The sequence below is a fragment of the Tenacibaculum sp. FZY0031 genome, assembly GCF_036350695.1.
Classification (GTDB): domain Bacteria; phylum Bacteroidota; class Bacteroidia; order Flavobacteriales; family Flavobacteriaceae; genus Polaribacter.
In genome coordinates, this window is record NZ_JAZDVY010000005.1 from 344,350 (window position 1) to 367,182 (window position 22,833).

General features: G+C 32.5%; 25 protein-coding genes and 5 tRNA genes. 17 read left to right on the plus strand and 13 right to left on the minus strand.

What is annotated here, in order from left to right; genetic code table 11:
* Nucleotides 1-81: 81 nt before the first annotated feature.
* The 3 genes from V1T75_RS09410 (at nt 82) to V1T75_RS09420 (ending at nt 3,582) form a co-directional block, all read left to right on the plus strand.
* Nucleotides 82-2,175, plus strand: a complete 2,094-nt coding sequence (locus tag V1T75_RS09410; RefSeq protein ID WP_330488296.1) for a sensor histidine kinase — start codon at nt 82-84, stop codon at nt 2,173-2,175.
* A gap of 3 nt (nt 2,176-2,178) precedes the next feature.
* Nucleotides 2,179-2,928 carry a LytR/AlgR family response regulator transcription factor gene (locus V1T75_RS09415; RefSeq protein WP_330488297.1) on the plus strand — a complete coding sequence of 250 codons (750 nt, stop codon included), beginning with the start codon at nt 2,179-2,181 and terminating at the stop codon, nt 2,926-2,928.
* Between the two features lie 96 nt (nt 2,929-3,024).
* Nucleotides 3,025-3,582 carry a YqgE/AlgH family protein gene (locus tag V1T75_RS09420; protein WP_330488298.1) on the plus strand — a complete coding sequence of 186 codons (558 nt, stop codon included), beginning with the start codon at nt 3,025-3,027 and terminating at the stop codon, nt 3,580-3,582.
* Nucleotides 3,583-3,584: 2 nt separating this feature from the next.
* Here V1T75_RS09420 and V1T75_RS09425 read toward each other — a convergent pair whose 3' ends face one another.
* Nucleotides 3,585-4,415: an aminotransferase class IV gene (locus V1T75_RS09425; RefSeq protein ID WP_330488299.1), complete on the minus strand. Its 831-nt coding sequence runs from the start codon at nt 4,413-4,415 to the stop codon at nt 3,585-3,587.
* 105 nt (nt 4,416-4,520) lie between these two features.
* Nucleotides 4,521-4,904 (minus strand): START-like domain-containing protein, encoded by a 384-nt coding sequence (locus tag V1T75_RS09430; protein ID WP_330488300.1) that lies wholly within the window; start codon nt 4,902-4,904, stop codon nt 4,521-4,523.
* 104 nt (nt 4,905-5,008) lie between these two features.
* Between V1T75_RS09430 and V1T75_RS09435 the strand changes: the two genes are divergently transcribed.
* Nucleotides 5,009-5,082 (plus strand) — tRNA-Met (locus V1T75_RS09435).
* 34 nt (nt 5,083-5,116) lie between these two features.
* On the opposite strand, the gene V1T75_RS09440 is transcribed toward V1T75_RS09435, so the two are convergent.
* Nucleotides 5,117-6,001, minus strand: coding sequence for an MBL fold metallo-hydrolase (locus V1T75_RS09440; RefSeq protein WP_330488301.1), 885 nt, complete (start codon nt 5,999-6,001; stop codon nt 5,117-5,119).
* 46 nt (nt 6,002-6,047) lie between these two features.
* Nucleotides 6,048-6,482: a GNAT family N-acetyltransferase gene (locus V1T75_RS09445; protein WP_330488302.1), complete on the minus strand. Its 435-nt coding sequence runs from the start codon at nt 6,480-6,482 to the stop codon at nt 6,048-6,050.
* Between the two features lie 29 nt (nt 6,483-6,511).
* Between V1T75_RS09445 and V1T75_RS09450 the strand changes: the two genes are divergently transcribed.
* Nucleotides 6,512-6,958 carry a GNAT family N-acetyltransferase gene (locus V1T75_RS09450; protein WP_330488303.1) on the plus strand — a complete coding sequence of 149 codons (447 nt, stop codon included), beginning with the start codon at nt 6,512-6,514 and terminating at the stop codon, nt 6,956-6,958.
* 112 nt (nt 6,959-7,070) lie between these two features.
* The gene (locus V1T75_RS09455) at nt 7,071-7,220 is read left to right on the plus strand and encodes a hypothetical protein (RefSeq protein ID WP_167455898.1); all 150 of its coding nucleotides are present in this window, start codon (nt 7,071-7,073) and stop codon (nt 7,218-7,220) included.
* 372 nt (nt 7,221-7,592) lie between these two features.
* Here the strand turns inward: V1T75_RS09455 and V1T75_RS09460 are convergent, their stop codons facing one another.
* A complete protein-coding gene (locus V1T75_RS09460; protein ID WP_330488304.1) occupies nt 7,593-7,787 on the minus strand; it encodes a cold-shock protein in 195 nt (64 codons plus the stop codon).
* Nucleotides 7,788-8,290: 503 nt separating this feature from the next.
* Between V1T75_RS09460 and V1T75_RS09465 the strand changes: the two genes are divergently transcribed.
* From V1T75_RS09465 to V1T75_RS09475, 3 genes are all read left to right on the plus strand, one after another.
* Nucleotides 8,291-8,363 (plus strand) — tRNA-Gly (locus tag V1T75_RS09465).
* A gap of 42 nt (nt 8,364-8,405) precedes the next feature.
* A tRNA-Gly gene (locus tag V1T75_RS09470) sits at nt 8,406-8,478 on the plus strand.
* 42 nt (nt 8,479-8,520) lie between these two features.
* Nucleotides 8,521-8,593 (plus strand) — tRNA-Gly (locus V1T75_RS09475).
* A 31-nt stretch (nt 8,594-8,624) separates the two neighbouring features.
* Here V1T75_RS09475 and V1T75_RS09480 read toward each other — a convergent pair.
* Entirely contained in the window at nt 8,625-9,272 is a 648-nt protein-coding gene (locus tag V1T75_RS09480) for a rhomboid family intramembrane serine protease (RefSeq protein WP_330488305.1), read from the minus strand.
* A 91-nt stretch (nt 9,273-9,363) separates the two neighbouring features.
* Here V1T75_RS09480 and V1T75_RS09485 point away from each other — a divergent pair, with 91 nt between their 5' ends.
* The gene (locus V1T75_RS09485) at nt 9,364-10,272 is read left to right on the plus strand and encodes a lysophospholipid acyltransferase family protein (protein WP_330488306.1); all 909 of its coding nucleotides are present in this window, start codon (nt 9,364-9,366) and stop codon (nt 10,270-10,272) included.
* An 82-nt stretch (nt 10,273-10,354) separates the two neighbouring features.
* Here V1T75_RS09485 and V1T75_RS09490 read toward each other — a convergent pair.
* From V1T75_RS09490 to V1T75_RS09505, 4 genes are all read right to left on the minus strand, one after another.
* Nucleotides 10,355-10,430 (minus strand) — tRNA-His (locus V1T75_RS09490).
* A gap of 55 nt (nt 10,431-10,485) precedes the next feature.
* Entirely contained in the window at nt 10,486-11,202 is a 717-nt protein-coding gene (gene bshB1 / locus V1T75_RS09495) for a bacillithiol biosynthesis deacetylase BshB1 (protein ID WP_330488307.1), read from the minus strand.
* The gene (locus V1T75_RS09500) at nt 11,203-12,360 is read right to left on the minus strand and encodes a trans-sulfuration enzyme family protein (RefSeq protein ID WP_330488308.1); all 1,158 of its coding nucleotides are present in this window, start codon (nt 12,358-12,360) and stop codon (nt 11,203-11,205) included.
* 75 nt (nt 12,361-12,435) lie between these two features.
* Complete coding sequence (locus V1T75_RS09505; RefSeq protein WP_330488309.1) at nt 12,436-13,845, minus strand: MATE family efflux transporter; 1,410 nt, start codon at nt 13,843-13,845, stop codon at nt 12,436-12,438.
* A 152-nt stretch (nt 13,846-13,997) separates the two neighbouring features.
* Between V1T75_RS09505 and V1T75_RS09510 the strand changes: the two genes are divergently transcribed.
* The 6 genes from V1T75_RS09510 (at nt 13,998) to V1T75_RS09535 (ending at nt 19,309) form a co-directional block, all read left to right on the plus strand.
* Entirely contained in the window at nt 13,998-14,756 is a 759-nt protein-coding gene (locus tag V1T75_RS09510) for a Rossmann-like and DUF2520 domain-containing protein (RefSeq protein WP_330488310.1), read from the plus strand.
* Nucleotides 14,740-15,267: a KdsC family phosphatase gene (locus V1T75_RS09515; protein ID WP_330488311.1), complete on the plus strand. Its 528-nt coding sequence runs from the start codon at nt 14,740-14,742 to the stop codon at nt 15,265-15,267. Before V1T75_RS09510 ends, V1T75_RS09515 begins: the two co-directional genes overlap by 17 nt.
* A gap of 45 nt (nt 15,268-15,312) precedes the next feature.
* A complete protein-coding gene (locus V1T75_RS09520; protein WP_330488312.1) occupies nt 15,313-15,738 on the plus strand; it encodes a DUF2147 domain-containing protein in 426 nt (141 codons plus the stop codon).
* A 119-nt stretch (nt 15,739-15,857) separates the two neighbouring features.
* Nucleotides 15,858-16,298 carry an RrF2 family transcriptional regulator gene (locus V1T75_RS09525; protein ID WP_330488313.1) on the plus strand — a complete coding sequence of 147 codons (441 nt, stop codon included), beginning with the start codon at nt 15,858-15,860 and terminating at the stop codon, nt 16,296-16,298.
* 66 nt (nt 16,299-16,364) lie between these two features.
* Entirely contained in the window at nt 16,365-17,087 is a 723-nt protein-coding gene (gene ric / locus V1T75_RS09530) for an iron-sulfur cluster repair di-iron protein (protein ID WP_330488314.1), read from the plus strand.
* A gap of 2 nt (nt 17,088-17,089) precedes the next feature.
* The gene (locus tag V1T75_RS09535) at nt 17,090-19,309 is read left to right on the plus strand and encodes a nitric-oxide reductase large subunit (RefSeq protein WP_330488315.1); all 2,220 of its coding nucleotides are present in this window, start codon (nt 17,090-17,092) and stop codon (nt 19,307-19,309) included.
* A 57-nt stretch (nt 19,310-19,366) separates the two neighbouring features.
* Here V1T75_RS09535 and ygiD read toward each other — a convergent pair whose 3' ends face one another.
* From ygiD to V1T75_RS09550, 3 genes are all read right to left on the minus strand, one after another.
* Nucleotides 19,367-20,197, minus strand: coding sequence for a 4,5-DOPA dioxygenase extradiol (gene ygiD / locus V1T75_RS09540; RefSeq protein WP_330488322.1), 831 nt, complete (start codon nt 20,195-20,197; stop codon nt 19,367-19,369).
* A gap of 133 nt (nt 20,198-20,330) precedes the next feature.
* Complete coding sequence (locus tag V1T75_RS09545) at nt 20,331-20,906, minus strand: YceI family protein (RefSeq protein ID WP_330488316.1); 576 nt, start codon at nt 20,904-20,906, stop codon at nt 20,331-20,333.
* Nucleotides 20,907-20,924: 18 nt separating this feature from the next.
* A complete protein-coding gene (locus V1T75_RS09550) occupies nt 20,925-21,434 on the minus strand; it encodes an NAD(P)H-dependent oxidoreductase (protein WP_330488317.1) in 510 nt (169 codons plus the stop codon).
* Nucleotides 21,435-21,544: 110 nt separating this feature from the next.
* On the opposite strand from V1T75_RS09550, the gene V1T75_RS09555 reads away from it, so the two are divergent.
* Nucleotides 21,545-21,901, plus strand: coding sequence for a winged helix-turn-helix transcriptional regulator (locus V1T75_RS09555; protein WP_125344477.1), 357 nt, complete (start codon nt 21,545-21,547; stop codon nt 21,899-21,901).
* Nucleotides 21,902-22,833 lie beyond the last annotated feature (932 nt).

Below are 22,833 nucleotides of genomic sequence, written 5' to 3' on the forward strand. Positions count from 1 at the left end.
AATAATTGTTGAACAAACGTCATTACGAACCTAGGAAAACCTCATAATAAAAGTAACTACTTCAACCTTCTTCCCTTCGTAATGACGTTTTATTTAAGTATGTTTGTTATCATGGAAACCCTACATCATATCATAAAAACAGTCATGAAAAGTAGTTTTGTATTGAGTCCTAAAAAACACTCAATACAACGCTTTACTTTTTTATTCTTGTCCTGTTTTTTTTATGGTCTTATACGTATTTCTGCTCAAAACCAATCGTTAAAAACCTACACTAAAGATAACGGACTTCCTAGCGTACACATAAACAATGTTGCTCAAGACAATACGGGGTATATTTGGTTAGCATCTAATAAAGGTTTGGTACAATTTAACGGAAAAGAGTTTACAAGCTTTACTACTAAAAGCGGGCTTATTTCTAACCATATCAATACTGTTTTTTCAAAAGGTAATACTCTTTTTATAGGTACTAATAAAGGAATAAGTATTAAAAACCACCATGGGTTTACTAATTTTGAAAGCAACAATATAAACTGCTTTTTAACCGTTAAAAACCATACTTTTTTAGGAACTAACAAAGGAATTGTTAGAGTTCGTGAAGACTACCTCTCTCCTCTTCGCACTAACTTTCAAATTGACCTTAATCAAATAAACGACATGCTATTTGATGGAAATTTTTACTGGATAGCGACAAATAAATCTCTATGGAAACTCGATAAACTTATCAACCCTGAAGTTTTAAAACGAATAGATGTAAATAACTACACTTCCATTTTAATTAATGGAAAAACGATTGTTGCAACTACCTATAACGACGGACTAAAGTTTATTGTTAATGAAGAAGTAAACACACAAACCATCACTGCACAGAATGTTACTAACATAAAAAAAATTAATGATCAATTTTGGATTATCTCTGAAGATAATGGTATTGAAGTACTAGATGCTAATTTTAATTTCGTAAGAAACATTAATAAATACAACACCTTAACCACCAATAAAATTACCAGTGCTTTTCAAGACAATGAAAATAACACTTGGATTTCTACAAAAGACTCTGGAATTTACTTTATTAAAAGCGACCAACCAGTACAAAAAAAACCGACCATTTCTTTTAAAAATATTGAGGTAGTTTTTACTTCTTTAGACAGTATCGACATCAACAACTATCATAAAACCCTAAAACTACCCGCTGATAAAAATCACCTCTCTTTTTATTACAAAACAATAAATATTAACAACTTAAATAAATTAGAGTATCGTTATACGCTCAACAATCAAACCAGCCCTTGGAGTACTAAAAGCGCTATTGATTTGGCCTATTTATCTCCCGGAAACTATAGGTTTGCTGCGCAATCAAGAATTGGAAAAACAGAGAGTACCCCTATTGAGTTTAATTTTTTTATTGATACTCCTATCTATAAAAAAAGTTGGTTTATTTGGTCGGGTATTGGATTAACCTCTCTAATTTTAACACTCATCATTTGGTTTTACATACGAAGAATTCAAGCCAAGAATAAAGCCAAAGTTGCAAAATTAGAGCTAGAAAATCATTTGATATCTCTAGAGCAAAAAGCTTTGCAGTTACAGATGAATCCACATTTTATCTTTAATGTTTTAAATGGCATTAAAGCTTTAGGAAACTCAGGAAAATTGGCTGAATTAAATACAACTATTAGTAAATTTGCTACACTTTTACGGGGTGTTTTACACAATTCTAGACAGGAAGAAATTAGCCTAACTGAAGAAATTGCCACACTAAAAAATTATATCGAGCTAGAGCAGCAAATAAACTCGAATACCTTTGAATATTCAATAACCACAAACCTTGGCATTGATGCTGAAGAAATTCTAATTCCACCAATGCTAATACAACCTTTTGTTGAAAACAGTATAAAACACGGAATCTCTTCTGTTGAAAATGGAAAAATTACGGTAAATTTTTCGGTAAAAAAGAATCTTTTACATTGTGAGATAATAGATAATGGTATTGGTGTTTATCGATCAAAAGAGTTTAAAAAAATAAGCCCACATAAATCTGTAGCTTTAAAAGTTACACAAGAACGAATTCAAAACCTGTCGAAAAAGAGTGCTTTTTCTATTAGTGAATTATATGATGAAGGAAGAGTAACGGGGACTAAGGTCGTATTTGAAATTCCTTTAAACACTGATTTTTAAAACATGAAAAAACTTTCTGCAATTTTAGTAGACGATATGCCTACAGCCCTAGAGATGTTGCAAAACGATCTTACTCAGTATCATCCAGAAATTGAAATTATTGACACTGCTAAAAGTGTGGTAGAAGCATTAAAAGTGTTACGAAAGCAAGAACCAGATATTTTATTTTTAGATATTATGTTGGGAGACGGTACAGGTTTCGACGTTCTAGAAATCCATCCAAACTTATCTTCAAAAATTATTTTTGTTACTGCAAGCGACGAATATGCTATTAAAGCTTTTAAGTTTGCTGCTATTGATTATGTATTAAAACCCTATTCAAACGAAGATTTGGCAAATGCAATTAACAAAGCAAAAAATCAAATTAAACCCGACAAGGAACAACTTACAGTCCTCCAACAATCCATTTCAAAACCGAATCAACGTCCTAAAAAGATCTCATTAAACACATCTGATAAGATTACGGTGGTAAATTTAGACGATATTGTTCGATGTCAATCCGATAATAACTACACGGAGTTTTTTATGAATGACGGACAAAAAATACTGGTTGGTAAAACCTTAAAACACTTTGCTGACATGTTAAAAGAGTACGACTTCTTACGAGTACATCAAAGCCATCTAATTAATATTCAATTCATTAAAGAATTTATAAAATCTGATGGAGGGTATTTAGTTTTAAAAAACAAAACAACTGTTCCTGTTTCGGTCCGTAAAAAAAATGAAGTTATTAGTGTTTTAGAAAAAATATAATTCCCGTTTTTTTCCTATTTCCTCTGGTTTTTTAACACTTTTGTTAAAGTTTTATTAATTTTTTATTTACCTTAGTGTTTATAAACTAAAAAAATTATGGTTGCATTTAAACCGGAAAAAGGTAGGTTATTAATTGCTGAACCAGCAATTTTAAATGATAGTTCATTTAAGAGAGCCATCGTTTTACTTACTGAGCATAATGAAAAAAGTTCGGTGGGTTTTATATTAAACAGACCTTTAGACCATGTACTTAGCGATTTAGTTCCTGAGATAGACTGTGATTTTACAGTATATCAGGGCGGACCAGTAGAACAGGATAATTTATACTTTATCCACAAAGTTCCACACTTACTTCCTAACAGCATTGAAGTTGCAAACGGTATTTACTGGGGAGGTAATTTTGACCTTTTAAAAGAACTGTTAAACAATAAGGAGTTAAAAGCTAGTGATATTCGTTTCTTTTTAGGCTATTCTGGCTGGGGAACAAACCAACTAGAAGAAGAACTGCTCATGAACTCTTGGTTTATTACAGAGAATGACTACGAAAATATTTTAACCACCAGTAACCAAGGTTTTTGGAAAGAAAAACTATTACAAAGAGGAGGCAAGTATAAAATTTGGGCAAATGCCCCTAGCGATATACAAATGAACTAGTTTTAACTAGTTACTGTTGCTAGTTTTAAACTACTTTTTATTTTATTAGTTATATCTATTGAAAATTCTTTTTTACGATAATTAGTAACTGGTTGAATTCCTACAATAGCATTCGTTATAAAAACTTCGTCTGCTTTTTGGATTTCAAAAGGAGAAATAGTTGTTTCTTCTATTGTATACTCTGGGTGTTTCTCTATAATTTCAATTACTTTTTTCCTAACAATTCCTTTAATACAACCTTCAGTTAAAGCAGGAGTTTTTATTGTGTTTCCTTTTACTATAAAAATATTTCCATTAATAGTTTCCACAACTCCTTTACGTTCATTTAATAAAATACAATTATCTAAATCGTTTTCTTTGGCAAAAACAGCAGCCAATGTATTCAACATTCTGTTTGTTGTTTTAATTGTTGAAAGCAATCCTGAATAATTATAAAAATCTTTAAAAACATCCATCCTATACACTTCTTTTTCTGTAGGTATTAATGGAGTTCCTTCTATAATATAATCTACTTCGTTTGTAAGCGGCTCATATAAACCACCGTCTTTCCTAAAAACCGTTAATCGCACTCTATACGTAGAAGATGCTGGTAACTCTGTTATTGCTTTAAGAATCTCTTCCTGTAAATATTCAAGAGTAAACTTCATAGGTATTTTCATACGAAGCATTCGCATAGAAGCCATTAATCTAAAATAGTGGTCTTCAACAAAAACAACCTTACCATTGAATACTTTAATTGTTTCAAAAATAGCATCGCCGTACTTAAAAGCTCTGTTTTTTGTTGAAATTTGTACTTCGTTATCAGAAATTAATGTTCCATTAAAGTTTAGCATTTCTTAAAAATTTTAATTGCAAACTTACAATTTAGGCGAATATTAGCCACAAAAAAACTCGACAAAATTGCCGAGTCGCTCTTTTAATTCTATGCTACTTGTTTCTTAAGCTCCTATAGTATGCTTTAATTCTTCTATTTGATTTTGCCAAAGCATTTTCGCTTCTTCTGCATCATCTTCATCATCAGCAAAATCTGTAACAATTACAGCAACGTCTTTTGTTAGTGGATCTACTTGAATTTTGAATTCAAAATAACTATCATCACCTTCACTTTCTGTCCATTTAAACTTAATACGTTCGTCTGCTTTTTTGGTAACTATTTTTGCCTCTTCTTCAGAGTCATCCCAAATAAAAGTAATAAGTTTTCCTCGTGAATTAACTCTGTCTGCGAACCATTCTTCTAAACCTGCTGGTGTTGCAAAATATTGATATAACATGCTTGGGGATGCATGAATGGGAAACTCTAACTCAAATTTAACTTTGCTCATCTATTTTTTTGTTTAAGCGCCAATATAGATATTTATTTTTTAAAAAAAAATTTAAATGTTTGTTGTCTAAAACCAAAAAGTAATTATATTTGCACCCGCAATCAGGCGAGGTAGCTCAGTTGGTTAGAGCGCAGGATTCATAACCCTGAGGTCGGCAGTTCAAATCTGCTCCTCGCTACAAAACCCAAATCGAAAGATTTGGGTTTTTATTTTTAATTCATTTTCAAACTTTTATAAATTGCTTCTTTTATTTTTTCTTCTGTAATCCAACCGTTGTAGTTTTTATATTTCTCTGTGAGCAAAGAGTTATTTTTCACCTCTTCTAAACTTGCTCCTTTTTCAATTTCTGAGATAATAGTGTTTTTTAAATCTTTCAACATGCTTAAATACACTTTTAATTCTTTTTCTGATGATACATTTCCGTGCCCTGGAATTATTTTAGTAGCATCATCGGCTATCATTATTATTTTTTCAATTCCGTCAATATAGCCATCAATAGTACCTCCAGAATTTAGATCTATATAGGGAAACTTTCCTTGAAAATAAGCATCTCCTACATGTAATACATTACTATTTCCAAAGTACACTAAGGCATCTCCATCAGTATGCGCATTATGAATATGCGTAATCATAATTGGCTCCTCATCAATATAAAACTGTATATCTTTTGAAAAGGTAATTACTGGTAATGCCTCTTTAGGTGATGCTGGTCTTTTCTTACCTCTAATAACTTGCTCAATACTCATTCGTTTACGTACATTTTCGTGAGAAACAATTACAGCTCCTTCTTTTTGAAAGTTAGCATTCCCTCCTGTATGATCACCATGCCAATGTGTATTAATCAAATAGGTTATTGGTTTCGTTGTAATTGTTTTAATAGTTGCTAGTATCTTTTTACTTAAAGGAGCAAATTGATCATCAATCATAAACACACCGTTCTCTCCCACAAAAATCCCTATATTTCCACCTTGCCCTTTTAAAACATAGATATTTTCTGTTAGTTTTTCTGAAATTATTGTAACTTCTTTTTGTTGCGAAAAGACATTAGATGATAATACAGAAAAGAAGGTAGTTAGTAATAATAATGAGTTTTTCATTTGTAAAATATTTTAGTTTTTTGAAAAGTAGTCGGTAAATAAACTACTAATTTACACGATAATACATTTTAAAATGAGGGCCTACTTTTTCCACTTCAAACTCCTCTCCTATGATCTCGAAATCTAAGTTTTTATAAAAACCAACAGCTTCTTTTCTAGCATTACACCATAAAACAGCCACCTTCTTCGTTTTCAAGATATTTTTGGCGGTTTCTAACAATAGTCTTCCTGCCCCCATTCCTCTTACCTCTGGTAAAGTAGCCATTCCCCTTAACTGAAATTGACTTCCTTTAATAACTTCAATTTTATTTTGTACAAAAGAAGCTATACCTACCAACTTATTGTTATAAAAAGCCCCTAGGTGAAACGTGTTATCAAGCTCATCTTCCTTAAACTTGTATGGCAAATCAATGTTGTTTCGTAATACAGCTAATCGAATAGCATAGGTTTCTTGAACTGATATATTTTTTATTTTTATCATCTAAAATTTCTTTAACTCAAAAATACAGAATGAATATAAATTTTAACCTGATTAACAAAGAAGATATTCTTGTAATTCTTCCGCTTTTACGTAAAGCCAATACTACAACACCCAAAGATATTTTAAAAGCTAGAGTTTTAGAAATGGCAGCATACCCTAACTATGAATGCATAGGTGTTTTTGATGATGATAAACTAATAGGTATTTGCGGACTTTGGTATAGCACTAGGCACTATATTGGTAAGAGTGTAGAACCTGACCATGTAATTGTTGATGAAAACTACAGAGGTAACAATATAGGTAAGCAGCTTTTTAAATGGGTATATGATTATACAAAATCTAAAGGATGTGAAGCGGTTGAGTTAAATACGTATACTGCTAACAGAAAGTCTCATAAGTTTTATTACAACGAAGGCTTTGAAATTTACGGGTTCCATTTTCTTAAAATTATAAGAGAAGAGAAAGCTTTCTTTTAATTCTGATACTAGTCACATAAAAAAATAGTATAAAACCATACTTATATTACGGTTTATTTTCCAATACTCCATTTTAAATAATTTAAGTTTGAAAAAACTCAAAATTTTTATTATGGTAAAGAATATTTCTAATTTAGGAACAGGTTTAAACAAAAAAGAACAACAATCTATTCACGGAGGAAAAAAGCATTGCTTACTTCCAGACAATACTTGTTCTGAAATTTGGATTGGTTGTGCAGAAATTCAGTGCCAGCCTCTTTAAAAAATCAGCGGGATTTTCCCGCTTTTTTTTTATCTTTTATTCACATATTCACACTTCATTTCAACTGTACAAACATTTTTTTATAATTCATACTACAAAAACCATAAATAAAGAGCCTTATTTTTATGGTTAAGCCATAACTTTTTTACGCTTTTTTATGCTGCTGTTAATTAAAATCTAAGTATCTTAGCAACACTTAAGAGACGTCTTAAGTTCTTTTTCATAGCAATTTTCCCACTCAATCTTTTTTGAGTGGGTTCTTTTTTTTATTTTGAAAATGATTCACTTAAAAATTGGGCATAAAAAAAAGACTATCTTTTTCAGATAGCCTTTTCTATATAGTTGGATTTAGGTTATTTTATAACCTAAACTTTAATCTACAATCTCTACATTAAAAGCGTTTAAGCCTTTTCTACCTTGTTCGGTATCGTAACGTACTTTGTCATTCTCTCTAATATCGTCAATCAATCCTGAGTTGTGTACAAAAATATCTTCTCCTGATTCTGATGATGTAATAAACCCAAATCCTTTTGAGTTGTTAAAAAATTTTACTGTGCCTTCTTGCATCTTGCTTAAGTTTTAAATTATTATGTAATGTTTTGTAAAAGAAGAACCTTTATATAACTTCCTATAATGTAATGATACAATTACAAAGGGCTATCATGCTTATAAACACTTAAAAAATAAAGGAATAATGAGATAAAAAAAGACAAGAAGAGAATAAACTCAAAAAACTAATTACTATATACTACTTTGAAATAATTAAGATGTTCTACTTGAACGGTACAAAGATACTCTTTTTCAATTGATTATTAAGAAATTAGTTTGTTTTTAATTTTAAGCACTATAATTTCATACGTTATACGTATAATAAAAACCGATTTTTATACTCTTTTTGACTATACAAGATTAGATTTTACATTCACTATCTATAAAACTTATAAAATCTTTACAAACCTATGTTATTCACTTTCTGAAAACTACCTATCAAAGACATAGTTTTTGCTATTTTTTTTCAAAAAAATATTTGCAGATATTAGAAACAGTCTTATATTTGCAACCGCTTTACTGCGGGAGTAGCTCAGTTGGTAGAGCGTCAGCCTTCCAAGCTGAATGTCGCCAGTTCGAACCTGGTCTCCCGCTCTAATTTTTACATAATTGTAAGCAATTACAAAAGTCTTTACCGCGGGAGTAGCTCAGTTGGTAGAGCGTCAGCCTTCCAAGCTGAATGTCGCCAGTTCGAACCTGGTCTCCCGCTCTAATTTTTACATAATTGTAAGCAATTACAAAAGTCTTTACCGCGGGAGTAGCTCAGTTGGTAGAGCGTCAGCCTTCCAAGCTGAATGTCGCCAGTTCGAACCTGGTCTCCCGCTCAAAAAAACCGAAACTAATGTTTCGGTTTTTTTATTTATTCAGTTTTAATTTATCTCCAAAGAAGAACACCCCTACTATGATGAGCGCCATCGCACCAATCATTATGGTATGATTTGTTATGACACTTGGTCGTAAGAGTAAAGTGATTAAATATCCACCAATAGCACCTCCTAAATGTGCAGAATGACCAATATTTCCTACTTGATTTTTCATTCCATAAATAGAATACAGCAAATACCCAACACCAAAAATATACCCTGGTATAGGAACAGGTATTGGTAATATAATTAACTCCATACCTGGATACAACATTATAGAAGAAAATATTATTCCCGACACAGCTCCTGATGCTCCAACTGCACTATAATAAGCTTCTCTTTTATGTTGATACAACGAATACATACTTCCTGCCATTAAACTTGCAAAATAAATTAATATAAAGTTTAATGTTCCAAAACTTGAGTCAACTACTTTTCCAAATAAATACAAAGCGTACATATTAAATCCTAAATGCAACCAATCTACATGCAAAAAACCTGAAGTTAACATTCGTAGTTTCTCTCCCCCTAATATTTTTTGAACTTGAAATTTATAGCGATCAAAAAAAGTAGCATCACTAAATCCTTTTAAAGACACTAATACATTCGCTACAATTAATATAATAATAATTTGACTCATATTTTTTTTTGTGTAAGTACAAACATAAACAAAAGTTAATAAAGTGAATCATTCATTAATTAATACGATATTTGCCTAAAATTAAAACTTAATGAAACTACTCATCTTTATTATTGTGTATCCGCTAATATGGATACTATCAATTTTACCCATGAGATTACTATACATAATTTCTGATTTTTTCCGTCTTGTTATTTTCAACTTGGTAGGATATCGTAAAAAAGTAGTAATTCAAAACCTAAAAACGGCTTTTCCTGAAAAAGGCGATACAGAAATAAAAAACATAACAAAGAAATTCTACAAACATTTCTTCGATCTAATTTTTGAAAGTATCAAAGCTTTTACAATTAGCGAAAAAGAAATACTCAAGCGATACAAGTACAAAAATCCTGAAGTTATAAACAAACTTGCCAAAGAGGGAAAAAGCATTGCTTTAGTTGGAGCACATCAAGCAAATTGGGAATGGTCTTTTAACTTACCACTGGCACTAGACATTCAAGTTTTTGGTGCTTATACAAAACTGGCTAATAACTATTTTGAAAAAGCTGTAAAAAACTCTAGATCTAGGTTTGGTATTACAGGGTTCAAAACTTCAGAAACAGTAAAAGGCATTCACAAAAACAATCAAGAAAACATACAAGGACTGTACATTTTATTAAGCGATCAATCTCCTCAAGTACACAAAACTCATTACTGGACTGAATTTTTAGGCGTTAGAGTACCGATACATACAGGCGCTGAAATGCTTTCTAAAAAATACGATCTTGCTGTTGTTAACTACTGTGCTAAAAAAATTAAAAGAGGACACTACGAAACCGAATTTGAACTTATAACCGAAATTCCTAAGGATTATGAAAACTATCAAATTACGGATAAATATTTAAGCATAACCGAAAAAAATATCAAAGCACAACCAGAGTTTTATTTATGGACACACAAGCGCTTTAAGCATAAAGACAAATACGAACAATGGTTAAAAAACAGAAAAGCTTCTCAATAAACTGAGAAGCTTTTTTTATTCAATACTAATTTTAAAAGTAAATTTAAAACACAAAAAAACCTTCTCAAATTGAGAAGGTTTTGGGTGAAAGACCGGGTTCGAACCGGCGACCTCCGGAACCACAATCCGGCGCTCTAACCAGCTGAGCTACAATCACCATGTAACTTGCGGGTGCAAATATACAAGCTTTTAGTATTCTGGCAAAACTTTTTTTTAAATTAATTTACTTAAATTTTCTACCGCCACGTAACGTTCTGATGTAAAGCCTTCTGCAAAATCAACCCCTATCAATCTTCCCAAGTCTCTTGCTCTATACTCTATACTATCGGTAAAGTTTTTACTAGTTATTGGAGTTTCTGGCTCGTTACTTTTCGGATCAAAAAACTGAGACGAATATGCCATAACTGAGCTTATTTTTTTATCCATAAAACCAGTAACATCCACCACAAAGTCAGGTTCAATATTTTTCCATTGTATATAGTGATAAACTTGTTTCGGTCTCCATTTTTCTTGTTGAACCCCGTCTAACTCAGTTACTATTTTAAGTAAACCACTTAAAAAACAAGCGTCGGACACTAGCTGACTTCCCTTAGGGTGATCGATATGACGATCGTCAATAGCATTACACAGCACTATTTCTGGTTGATACTTACGTATCATTTTAATAATTTCTAATTGATGTTCTCTATCGTTTTTAAAAAAGCCATCTGCAAAGCCTAGGTTTTCACGTACTGAAACCCCTAAAATCTCAGCCGCATTTGCAGCTTCTTTATCACGCAATTCAGCAGAACCTCTTGTTCCTAACTCTCCACGAGTTAAATCGACTATCCCAACTTTTTTTCCTTCTGAAATTTCTTTGGCTATGGTAGCTGCACATCCTAGTTCAACATCATCTGGGTGCGCTCCAAAAGCTAATATATCTAGTTTCATTTATTGTATTGTTTTTTGTAAAGCTTGTTCTATATCTTGAATTAAATCTTTTGTTTCCTCTATTCCTACCGAAAAACGAATAAGCCCATCTTGTATTCCTTGTTTTGCTCTTTCTTCAGGTGAAAGCAATGCATGTGAAGTTTGGGTAGGGCTCAACACCGTACTTTCTACTCCTGCTAAACTCATAGACGGTTTTATAAGTTTTAAATTACGTTGAAAAGTCATGGCATCTATTTCTTCCTGTAACTCAAAAGACAACATACCTCCAAAATACTTCATTTGAGATTTAGCCAACTTATAATTTGTATGCGATTTTAATCCTGGGTAGTACACCCTAGCTATATGTTCATTTCTCTCTAAATATTTTGCCATTTTCAACGCATTTTTGCTTTGGCGTTTTACACGTAAGTTCATTGTTTTTAAACTACGCTCTAACATCCACACTGTAAAATCACTTAGGCTACCTCCTAAATTCTTTGCTAAATTCCATATGCAGTGTATGTGCTCTTCTGAAGCTGCAACGGCTCCCGCCAATATATCTGAATGACCTCCCATGTACTTGGTAGCAGAATGTATTATTATATCAATTCCAAAATCAACTGGAGTTTGATTAATTGGAGAGGCAAAGGTATTATCAATCATGGTTATTATACCGTGCTGTTTTGCCAAATTAGCAACCGCTTCTATATCTACCACTTTTAATAAAGGATTGGATGGCGTTTCAATAAAAATTACACGTGTGTTTGGTTGAATTTCTTTTTCAAAATCTTCAATAGCTAAACTATTGGTAAACGAATATGCTATTCCGAATTTTTCAAATTCTTCTACTACAAAATTATAGGTTCCTCCATATAATGTTTCTTGTAACACGACATGATCTCCTTTTTGCAAAAATGCTAATAAAGAAGTACTAATCGCTGCCATACCTGAACCAAACAGTAAACCTGCTTCTGTTTTTTCTAAAGCTGCTATTTTTTTACACAAAGCTTCCTGATTAGGCGTATTAAAATAACGCGGATATCTTTTTATGGTTACATTTTCAAATTGGTAAGAAGTTGACATATAAATAGGAGAAATGGCTCCTTTAAACTGTTCGTCTTTTATTTCACCAACATGGGTACAAATAGTGTTAATGCCTAATTTTTGCTTGGTATTCATAGTAATAAGAGGTTTTAAAATCTCAGCCTTTAGATTTCTTTACAGAACTTTAGTAGCTAAGTTACAAAAACTCCCTTATACCTTAACAGATTTCCATTTTCCTTTTTTAAACAACCAAATACCAACAACAGCTATTAAAACTTCGGCTAAAGTTATTGCTAAAAAAACTCCAATAGGCCCAAATTCTAGTGTAATTGCCATTAGGTATGCAAATGGTAATTGAAATAACCAAAAACATACAAAATTGATATAGGTTGGTGTTTTGGTATCTCCTGAGCCGTTGAAAGATTGAATTACAACCATTCCATAAGCATATGCTATGTATCCAGCTGCCATAATTTGCAAACACAAAGCTCCATTTTCAACAACTTCGGTGTTTTCAGAAAACCATCCTAAAAAAGTTGGTGCAAAGAATATGTAAATCAATGAGACAGCTCCCATAAAAAAGGCACAGTATTTACTCGTTATCCAAACAGATTTTTCGGCTCTCTCAGGTTGTTCTGCTCCTAAGTTTTGCCCTACCAATGTCGCAGCAGCATTACTCATTCCCCAAGCAGGCATTAAGGTAAACATCATTATTCGAATGGCAATGGTATATCCTGCTAGCACTTCACTACCAAACTCAGACATAATTCGCATTAAAAACACCCAACTTGAAGTACCTATTATAAACTGTCCTATTCCGCCTAATGACACTTTAATTAAATTTATCATTACTGAAACCCTTATTACTAAGTCTTTGACCGCTATTTTTATTTTACCAGCTCCAAAAAATAATACTCCTAATTGCGCTATAACTGCCGTTCCCCTTCCTATAGTTGTTGCTATGGCAGCTCCTTCTACTCCGTATGCAGGTATGGGGCCTACTCCAAAAATAAGAATAGGATCGAGTATAATATTTAATCCATTTGACAAGATGAGCGTCCACATTGCAATAGATGCATTTCCAGCTCCTCTAAAAACAGCATTGATTAAAAACAATAACATTACTGTTATATTTCCGCCCAATAATACACGAGTATATCCGTAACCTTCAGCTATTAAGTCTGGCTCACCTCCCATTAATCCTAATATTTCTTTCGGATATAAAATTCCAACAATACTGATAAGGATAGAAATAAAAACTCCTAAAAAAATAACTTGTACTGCTGTTTGATTTGCCCCTTCTGAATCCTTCTCTCCTGTTCTTCTAGCAACCAAAGCAGTTGCTGCCATACTTAATCCTATGGCTACCGCATACACTAACGTAAGTACCGATTCAGTTAATCCAACAGTAGCTACGGCGTTTACGCTTACTCTTGATACATAAATAATATCTACCAAGGCAAAAATAGATTCCATCAGCATTTCTAAAATCATCGGAATTGCTAATAAAAAAATTGCCTTACGAATGCTTCCTGTTGTAAAATCTTGCTGTCTTCCTAAAACAGCATCTTTAAAAAGTGAGAATATGGATTGTTTTGATGTTTGATTGTTATCAGTCATTATAAAGTTTTATAAATACATAAAATTGTCTTAAAAAGCGTAAGACTTAACTATTTGTTGCTCAAGCAACACAACTATTTGAGGTGACTTATACAATCATAATGGTACAAATATGCGAAAATAATTTTAATTAATTTCAATATCTTCGTGCTATGATTAAGGTTGCCATTATAGGAGGCGGTAATGTAGCTACACATTTAGCCAATGCTTTTAGTAAAACAAACGAAGTTTCGTTAGTACAAATGTATGCTCGAAATATTGAGCAAATTCAACACTTAAAAGACCTTACTTCTATTACCAATAGTATAGAATTTTTAACAGAAGCCGATGTGTATATCATTGCGGTTTCTGATGATGCTATTAGTGATGTTTCTCATAAAATTGAACAACAAAACGGTTTAGTGGTGCATACTTCTGGTAGTGTAGCTATGCAATCGTTACAAAACACTGGACGTAAAGGTATTTTTTACTTATTACAAAGCTTTTCTAAAGACAAAGATGTGAACTTTGATGAAATTCCTTTTTGTTTAGAAGCTGAAAGTGAAGAAGATTTACAGTTGTTAGAAACCCTTGCTAAATCTATTGGAACAAAGGTATACCGTATCAACTCAGAACAACGTAAACGATTACACGTTGCTGCTGTTTTTGTAAACAATTTCACGAATCATATGTATAAAATGGGTGCTGATATTTGCAACGAACACCAAGTTCCTTTTGAAGTATTACTCCCTTTAATTCAAGAAACAGCTCAAAAAATAACCGAATTGAGTCCTGAGGCAGCACAAACAGGTCCTGCCAAAAGAAATGACCAAAAAACTATTCAAAACCATTTAGCATTATTAAATGCTGAACAACAAGAAATTTATAAACTTATTACAAAATCAATCCAACAAAATGGAAAAGAGTTATAAAGAATACTTACCTCAAATAGATACCTTTATTTTTGATGTAGACGGAGTATTAACTAACGGAATCGTAACCGTTTTTCCTGACGGACAGCTTGTACGTCAAATGAATATTAAAGATGGATATGCTTTAAAAGCAGCTGTAAAAGCTGGTTATAGGGTTTGTATTATCTCTGGTGGAAAAAACGAAGGAGTGCGTACACGTTTAGAAGGCTTAGGTATTACCGATATTTATTTAGGTGCTCATGATAAAATTCAACAATTTAATGAATTGGTTGAAAAATACAAACTAACTCCAGAAAATATAGTATACATGGGAGATGACATCCCTGATTATCCTGTAATGAAACTCGTTGGTATGCCTTCTTGCCCTAACGATGCAGCTCGTGAAATACAACAAATTTCAAGATACATTTCTGATAAAACTGGTGGTAACGGTTGTGCTCGAGATATTATAGAACAAGTATTGCGTGTACAAGGAAAATGGGAGAGCAACTTTGATGCACAATACGATTAATTGGAATACTTTTTGAAAACGATATACTATTAAAACTTTTAGATTATGAAAAAAATACTTTTTACTTTATTATTTACAACCGTTAGCTTATCGATGAGCGCACAAACTATTTTCGGAAAATGGGAAAATCGTGACGAAGAGACCAACAAAGTTGACTCTGTAATTGAAGTATATAAAAAAGATGGAAAGGCATACGCTAAAATTATTGAGATTACAGACAAAAATCGTCAAGAAGCTCTTTGTGATAAATGTAGCGGTAAACGTAAAAACAATCCTATTTTAGGAATGAATATTTTAACCGGCCTATCTAAAGATGGTGACGAATGGAGCGGAGGTAAAATTTTAGATCCTAAAAACGGAAAAGAATACAAGTGTTATATTAAACTTGAAAACGACAACAAATTAAAAATTAGAGGGTATATAGGTTTTGCTGCTTTTGGTAGAACAGCCTACTGGTACAGAAAAAAATAAACCCAGTATAACAATATATAAGAACATCCTAAAAAAGGATGCTTTTTTCATAAAAAAATAAAAGACTTAAGTGTCTTTTTTTAAAGAAAACTAATATCTTTGTAGCATATTATTTTTCTATGTTTTCAAAATCTTGTGAATACGGTTTAAGAGCGACTATTTTTGTTGCAGAACAGTCAAACTCAGGGACAAAAGTTGGTGTAAAAGCCATTGCTGCTGCTATTGATTCTCCAGAAGCTTTTACAGGGAAAATATTACAAATTTTAACGAAAAACAATATTATCGATTCTATTAAAGGTCCTTATGGCGGATTTGTAATTAATAAAGCTGACCTTAAAAGAATCCGCTTAAGCGATGTGGTTCGTGTATTAGATGGTGATAGTATATATACAGGTTGCGGATTGGGTTTAAAACAATGTGATGATAGCTCTCCGTGCCCTCTTCACTTTAAATTTGTAGAAATTAGAGATAACTTGAGAAAAATGTTAGAAGGAAATACCCTTCATGATGTATTATACACAAACGACAAGAAAAATACTTTTTGGCTAAAACGAGAATAAAAAAATTTACAATAATAAAAGATAAAAAGGTCTTTTTATAATTTATAAACTATAAACAGAAACAAAATGGAGATAAATAACAACACAACAGTAGCAGATATCGTTGCGAATAACTATAAAACAGCTACAATTTTTAAACTATACGGAATTGATTTTTGCTGCAATGGTAACAGAACTATTCAAGAAGTTTCAACAAAGAAAAACATTGTTCCAGATACATTGATCAATAAACTCATCCGAATTGATAGAGGTTCAAAATCTACTAACGACTATCAAAACTGGTCCTTAGATTTTTTGTGTGATTACATCTATCAAAATCATCATACCTATGTAGAAAAACAAATTCCTGAAATTTTAGAGTACTTAACTAAAATAGCTAAGGTACATGGTAACAACCATCCTGAGCTACACGAGGTTTTGCAACTCTTTAAAGAAAGTGCCGGAGAACTTACCACCCATATGAAAAAAGAGGAACTTATTTTATTTCCTTTTATAAAAAAGTTAGTTGAGGCGAGTAATTCAAATACGCCCCTTACTCCTCCTCCCTTTGGTACAGTAGAAAACCCTATAAACATGATGCATACTGAACATGATAATGAAGGTAGTAGATTTAGAACAATTGCAAAACTTACCAATAATTACACTCCACCTGAAGATGCTTGTAACACTTATAAAGTTGCTTTAGCCATGCTACAGGAGTTTGAAGAAGACTTACACAAACACATTCATTTAGAAAATAACATTCTATTTAAAAAAGCAATCAAATTAGAAAATCAATTAAACAATTAATAATGAGAAAAATTTGGACTGGATTTATTGCAGTAGTGGTATTATCATTTATTGCATTAATATGGGTAGGTACAGAAATTTATCAAACCCAACCCCCTATACCTGAAACAGTAAAAGTTAACGGAAGTAATGAAACTATATACACTAAAAAAGACATACAAGATGGACAAAATGTTTGGGAATCTATTGGAGGTATGGAAGTCGGATCTATTTGGGGTCATGGGAGTTATGTAGCTCCAGACTGGACAGCTGATTGGATTCACAAAGAAGCTGTTTACTTATTAAACTACTGGGCTAAAAAAGACTTTAATACCAACTATGATGCTTTAGATGAAGAAAACAAAGCTGCTTTAAAAGCTCGTTTGGTAAAAGATATTAGAACCAACACCTTTAATGAAAAAGACCAATCAATAACAATTTCTAAAGAGCGAAAAGAAGCCATTGAAGCAAACGCTGCGTATTATGCAAGCATTTTTTCAGAGGGTCATGAACAATATGCCATTCCAGAAGGTGCCTTAACCAATACTGAAAAACTGGCTAAACTTAATGCTTTTTTATTCTGGACTTCTTGGGCTGCCAGTACAGAAAGACCCAATCAAGACTATACCTATACTTCTAACTGGCCTCATGAACCGTTAATTAACAATACAATTACTCCCGATTCACAACTCTGGTCAGGGTTCTCAATAATTTTATTGTTACTATTTATTGGAGTGTTGACCTATTACTACATTCGAAATCATGAAAAAGGAGAAGCAGTAACAAACCCAAACAACGATCCTTTATTAGACTTAAAGTTAGTCAGCTCTCAAAAAGCAGTATTAAAATACTTTTTAGTCATCTCACTTCTTATTGTATTACAAGTTGTATTGGGTATTGTTACTGTGCACTATACAGTAGAAGGTCAAGCTTTCTTTGGTTTTAATTTATCAGAATATCTTCCGTATTCTATCTCTAGAACCTGGCATACACAACTTGCTGTATTTTGGATTGCCGCTACATGGTTAGCAACAGGATTATTCTTAGCTCCAATTATCAGCGGTAAAGAAATGAAGTACCAAGTTTTCGGAATCAATTTCTTGTTTATCGCCTTGTTAATTATTGTTTTGGGTTCTATGCTAGGAGAATGGTTAGGTGTACATCAATTTTTGGATTTAACTACTAATTTCTTCTTTGGCCACCAAGGATACGAATACATGGATTTAGGTAGATTCTGGCAAATATTCTTAGGTATTGGTTTAATTTTATGGGTAATTATGGTTGGTAGACACGTGCTCTATGGTATCCGTAAAAAAGACGACTCAAAACATTTACTTTCTATCCTATTAATAGCTGTAGTTGCTATTGGTATGTTCTTTTTCTCAGGATTAATGTATGGAGAAAACAGTTCACTACCTGTAATTAATTATTGGAGATGGTGGCTCGTACACCTATGGGTAGAAGGATTCTTTGAAGTATTTGCGACGGTGATTATTGCCTATATTTTCTCTCGAATGAAAATTATTTCAACCAAAACAGCAGGAAAAACAGCGATAGCATCAGCAACAATTTTCTTAGCAGGTGGTATCATTGGCACCTTACACCACTTATATTATTCGGGAACTCCAGTACAAGCCATTGCCTTAGGAGCTACGTTTAGTGCTTTAGAAGTGGTTCCACTTACCTTAATGGGCTTTGAAATTAGAGAAAACTGGAATTTATTGAAAAAGAATGCTTGGATTCAACGTTACAAATGGCCTATCTTTTTCTTTATTGCTGTTGCCTTTTGGAACATGGTCGGTGCTGGTGTTTTCGGGTTCTTAATCAATCCTCCTATTGCATTGTACTACATCCAAGGGTTAAACACAACTGCGGTACACGCACATACTGCACTATTTGGAGTATACGGTATGTTAGGTATGGGCTTTATTTTAATCTGCCTACGCTTGTATTCAAACATTGCCTGGAACGAAAAACTCGTAAAAAATGCATTTTGGTTTTTAAACGGTGGATTGGTATTAATGGTGGTATTAAGCTTATTACCAGTAGGTATCATTCAAGCATATACTTCAATTACCAAAGGATATTCTTTTGCCAGAGACCCTGAGTTATTATACAATCCTACAGTACAAACTTTAAAATGGATGCGAATGATAGGAGATATTGTATTCTCTTTAGGTATTGTATGTTTCTGCTGGTTTGTGGTAAGAACAACGATTAATGCAATAAAACAAAAATCGTAACCCCTCCTTATTTTTTATAAAAAGTCTGTGTAGACCCCATCTATACAGACTTTTTTATTACCCTATTTTTAAGGAAGTCATACTTAAAGAACCCGCTAATAGTTTATCATTAAAAAGCTGAATTTCTTCATTTTTTTGTTGCAATCCTAAACTATAAATTAACGGTAAATAATGATCTGGTGTTGGTATTGCTAGCTGAAAAACTTTTGACTGTTTTGTATAATCAATCAAAGGTTGATAATTTCCTTCTAATAAGTATGTATTAACCGTTTCTCTTGCTTCAATAGCCCAATCATATCCGTAATTATCCTTATCAAAATTTTTCCAGTCAACCATTCGTAAATTATGAACAATGTTTCCACTACCAATAATCAATACACCTTTCTGTCTTAACGATGTTAGCTGTTTGGCTAATTCAAAATGATAGTTAGCGTCTTTGGTATAATCAATACTCAATTGAATTACAGGTATATCAGCCTTCGGAAATAAATGTTTTAATACGGTCCAAGCACCATGATCTAACCCCCAATGCTCATCTAATTCTACAAAATTAGGATGTAACAATTGTTTGGTTTCTTTTGCTAGTTCAGGGCTTCCGATTGCTGGATATTGCTGTTCAAATAACTCTTGAGGAAAACCACCAAAATCATGAATTGTTTTGGGCATCTCCATTGCTGTTACTTTTGTTCCTTTGGTAAACCAATGTGCCGAAACACAAATGATTGCCTTTGGCTTTGGAAGTGTTTTTGAAATATGTTGAAAACCTCTCGTAAACTCATTCTCTTCAATCGCATTCATAGGACTTCCATGCCCTAAAAACAATACTGGCATTGTTTGAGAAACAGGTAAACTATCTGATAACTTTTTTAACCCACTTAATGTTCCCATACTCAAATTTACTGATGCTAACCCTAATAACTGTAAAAACGTCGTTCGTTTCATAAGGGATTCTTCTTTAACTCTATTTTAAAAACATACCCCAAACCAATGTTTGAGGCATGCATACAATCTTAGTTGGGTTTTAAAAAACCAAATCAACAACCAAATCAAACTCGTCGTAAATTGCTTTATCTTTTAAACCATCAAAAAAGCTTGTAGAACCGTATTTCACATCATACTTTGCTCTATCTACTTTTAACGATGCTGTTGCTTTTCCTCCGTAAACAGAAATTTGAAAAGTTACAGAATTTGTTTTATTCTTAATTGTTAGGTCAGCTGTTACTTCGTACGAATTCTTTCCTTTAGCTTTCACCTTAGTAAAAACTAATTTTGCTGTTGGATGATTATTCACCCCGAAAAAATCATCTGATTTTAAATGATCTTCTAATTTCTTTTGGTACTTTCCTGATAAATCTGTCACTGCTATAGAAGTCATATCTATTGTAAACTCCCCTCCTACTAATTTCTCTTTTTCAAAGTTTAATACTCCTGATTGTAAACTAACCGTTCCTTCGTGAGAACCTGTTACTTTATACCCTTTCCATACCACTTTACTTTCTTTGGTATTTACTTTTTTAACTTCTTTTGTAATGGTAGTAAACGATAGTGTTGCAAATGCAATGAATACGAACACTAGAGGATTTTTTAAATTTTTCATTGTTTATGGTTTTTATAATTATAAGATTAAATCTGCGTATTGTTTAGAATTTACTTTTATGTCTTCAAGCTTCGGATTGTCATTAGCTCCGTAAAACACGTGTAATGGTAACATTTCTAATCCGCAATATTGAAACGAAACAGTTACTGATTTTAATAAGTCTTCTAAAGATACGAAACTATTATAGGTTTCTTCAGTACCTCCTGTTGATACCGATAAACGAAATTTTTTCCCTTTTAACTTATCTCCATCTGGTCCAAAAGCCCAACCATACGTTAATACCTCATCCATCCACTTTTTTAATAAAAATGGCGTATTGAACCAATGCAACGGAAATTGAATAATAATGCTATCATGATTCAATAATACTTCTTGCTCTTTTGCTACATCGATATTTAAATCTGGATACTCTTTATATAGTTGGTGAATGGTTACTTTATCATCATGCTGTTCCAGCTCATCTATCCAAGTTTTGTTAACTTTTGACTCCTCTATATTTGGGTGTGTTACAATTACTAAGTGTTTCATTCTTTTATGTTTACTTGTTTTTATATCACAAAAGTATGTATATTTGCTATATAAAAGTAACTACTATACTTTAGTATACCAGTATGCAAAAGTATACCAACTAAAAAAACATGGAAGCAGTTGTTCAAATGGAAGAGCTAAAAAGATGCTCTGTTCAATATGTATTAGCATTAAGAGACACTTTAAATGTAATAAGCGGAAAGTGGAAACTATCTATCATTGGTAGCTTGTTATATGGTAAAATGCGCTTTAAAGAATTGCAACGAAATATTGGAAAAATTTCTCCAAGGATGTTATCTAAAGAATTGAAAGATTTGGAAGCTAACGGAATTATTAAGCGTACCATTTACGATACCACTCCTGTTACGGTTGAATATGAATTAACAGAATCGGGAATGCGATTACATACTGCCTTAGACGTGATGGTTAAATGGGGTATTGAGCATAGAGAGTTAACTTTAAAATAAGTTGATCCTTCTTTATTATTCCACTCAACATTACATATAACGTCCTTAGAAAACAAGCTTGAAATTAACAATAAGCTGTCACTTCGAGTGAAATTCATGAAACATAGTGAAGGGAATTTTGTATCGAGAAGTATTTGGTAGTAACAAGGTTCTCGATACTATTTTGTTCCACTTGATTACACAAAATCACTCGAACTGACATCTCAACGTCATTATGAATTGAACACAGTACGGTGACGTAATCTCTTAAATGGATATTAGTTACTCACAACCTTGAGACCTCTTATATCGATTCGAGGTGACAGTAGTCGAGAAAAAGATTGCTTCGTTCTACTCTCCTCGCAATGACGGTTACAAAGCGTCCTTAGAAAACAAGCCGAAAATTACACCGCAAGAAACGTCAAAAATTAAAAGCTGTTTGAGCGACAGCGAGTTCTTTTCATTTAGTTTCGAGGATAATAATTTTCGAGTGAAGGTTTCGAAAGACTAGATTTTTTGGTTCTTTTTCATCAATGGAAAAAGAACAATACTACAATAAACAGAACCGTCATTTCGAACCGAGAAGTAGCAAAGTCTGAGAAATCTCATAAATCGGGGTTCTCACAAACATATACTTTCATTTTGTCTTGATACAAAACGAAACAAAAAATCAAGACTTATTTTTCCTTTTTTGAATTCTACGTTGTATTCCGTATTCGAATCCAGACCGTAAACTCTTTGGATTCTCTTGTACTCCATAACCTTGAATTCTGGCAACATAAAAATAGGTCGGCGTTTATCCGTACTTTTCTCTACTCTCATCACAATAACGATAATAAAACGTCCTTAGAAAACAAGCCAAAAATTAACAACAAACTGTCACTTCGAGTGAAATTCATGAAACATAGTGAAGGGAATTTTGTATCGAGAAGTATTTGGTAGTAACAAGGTTC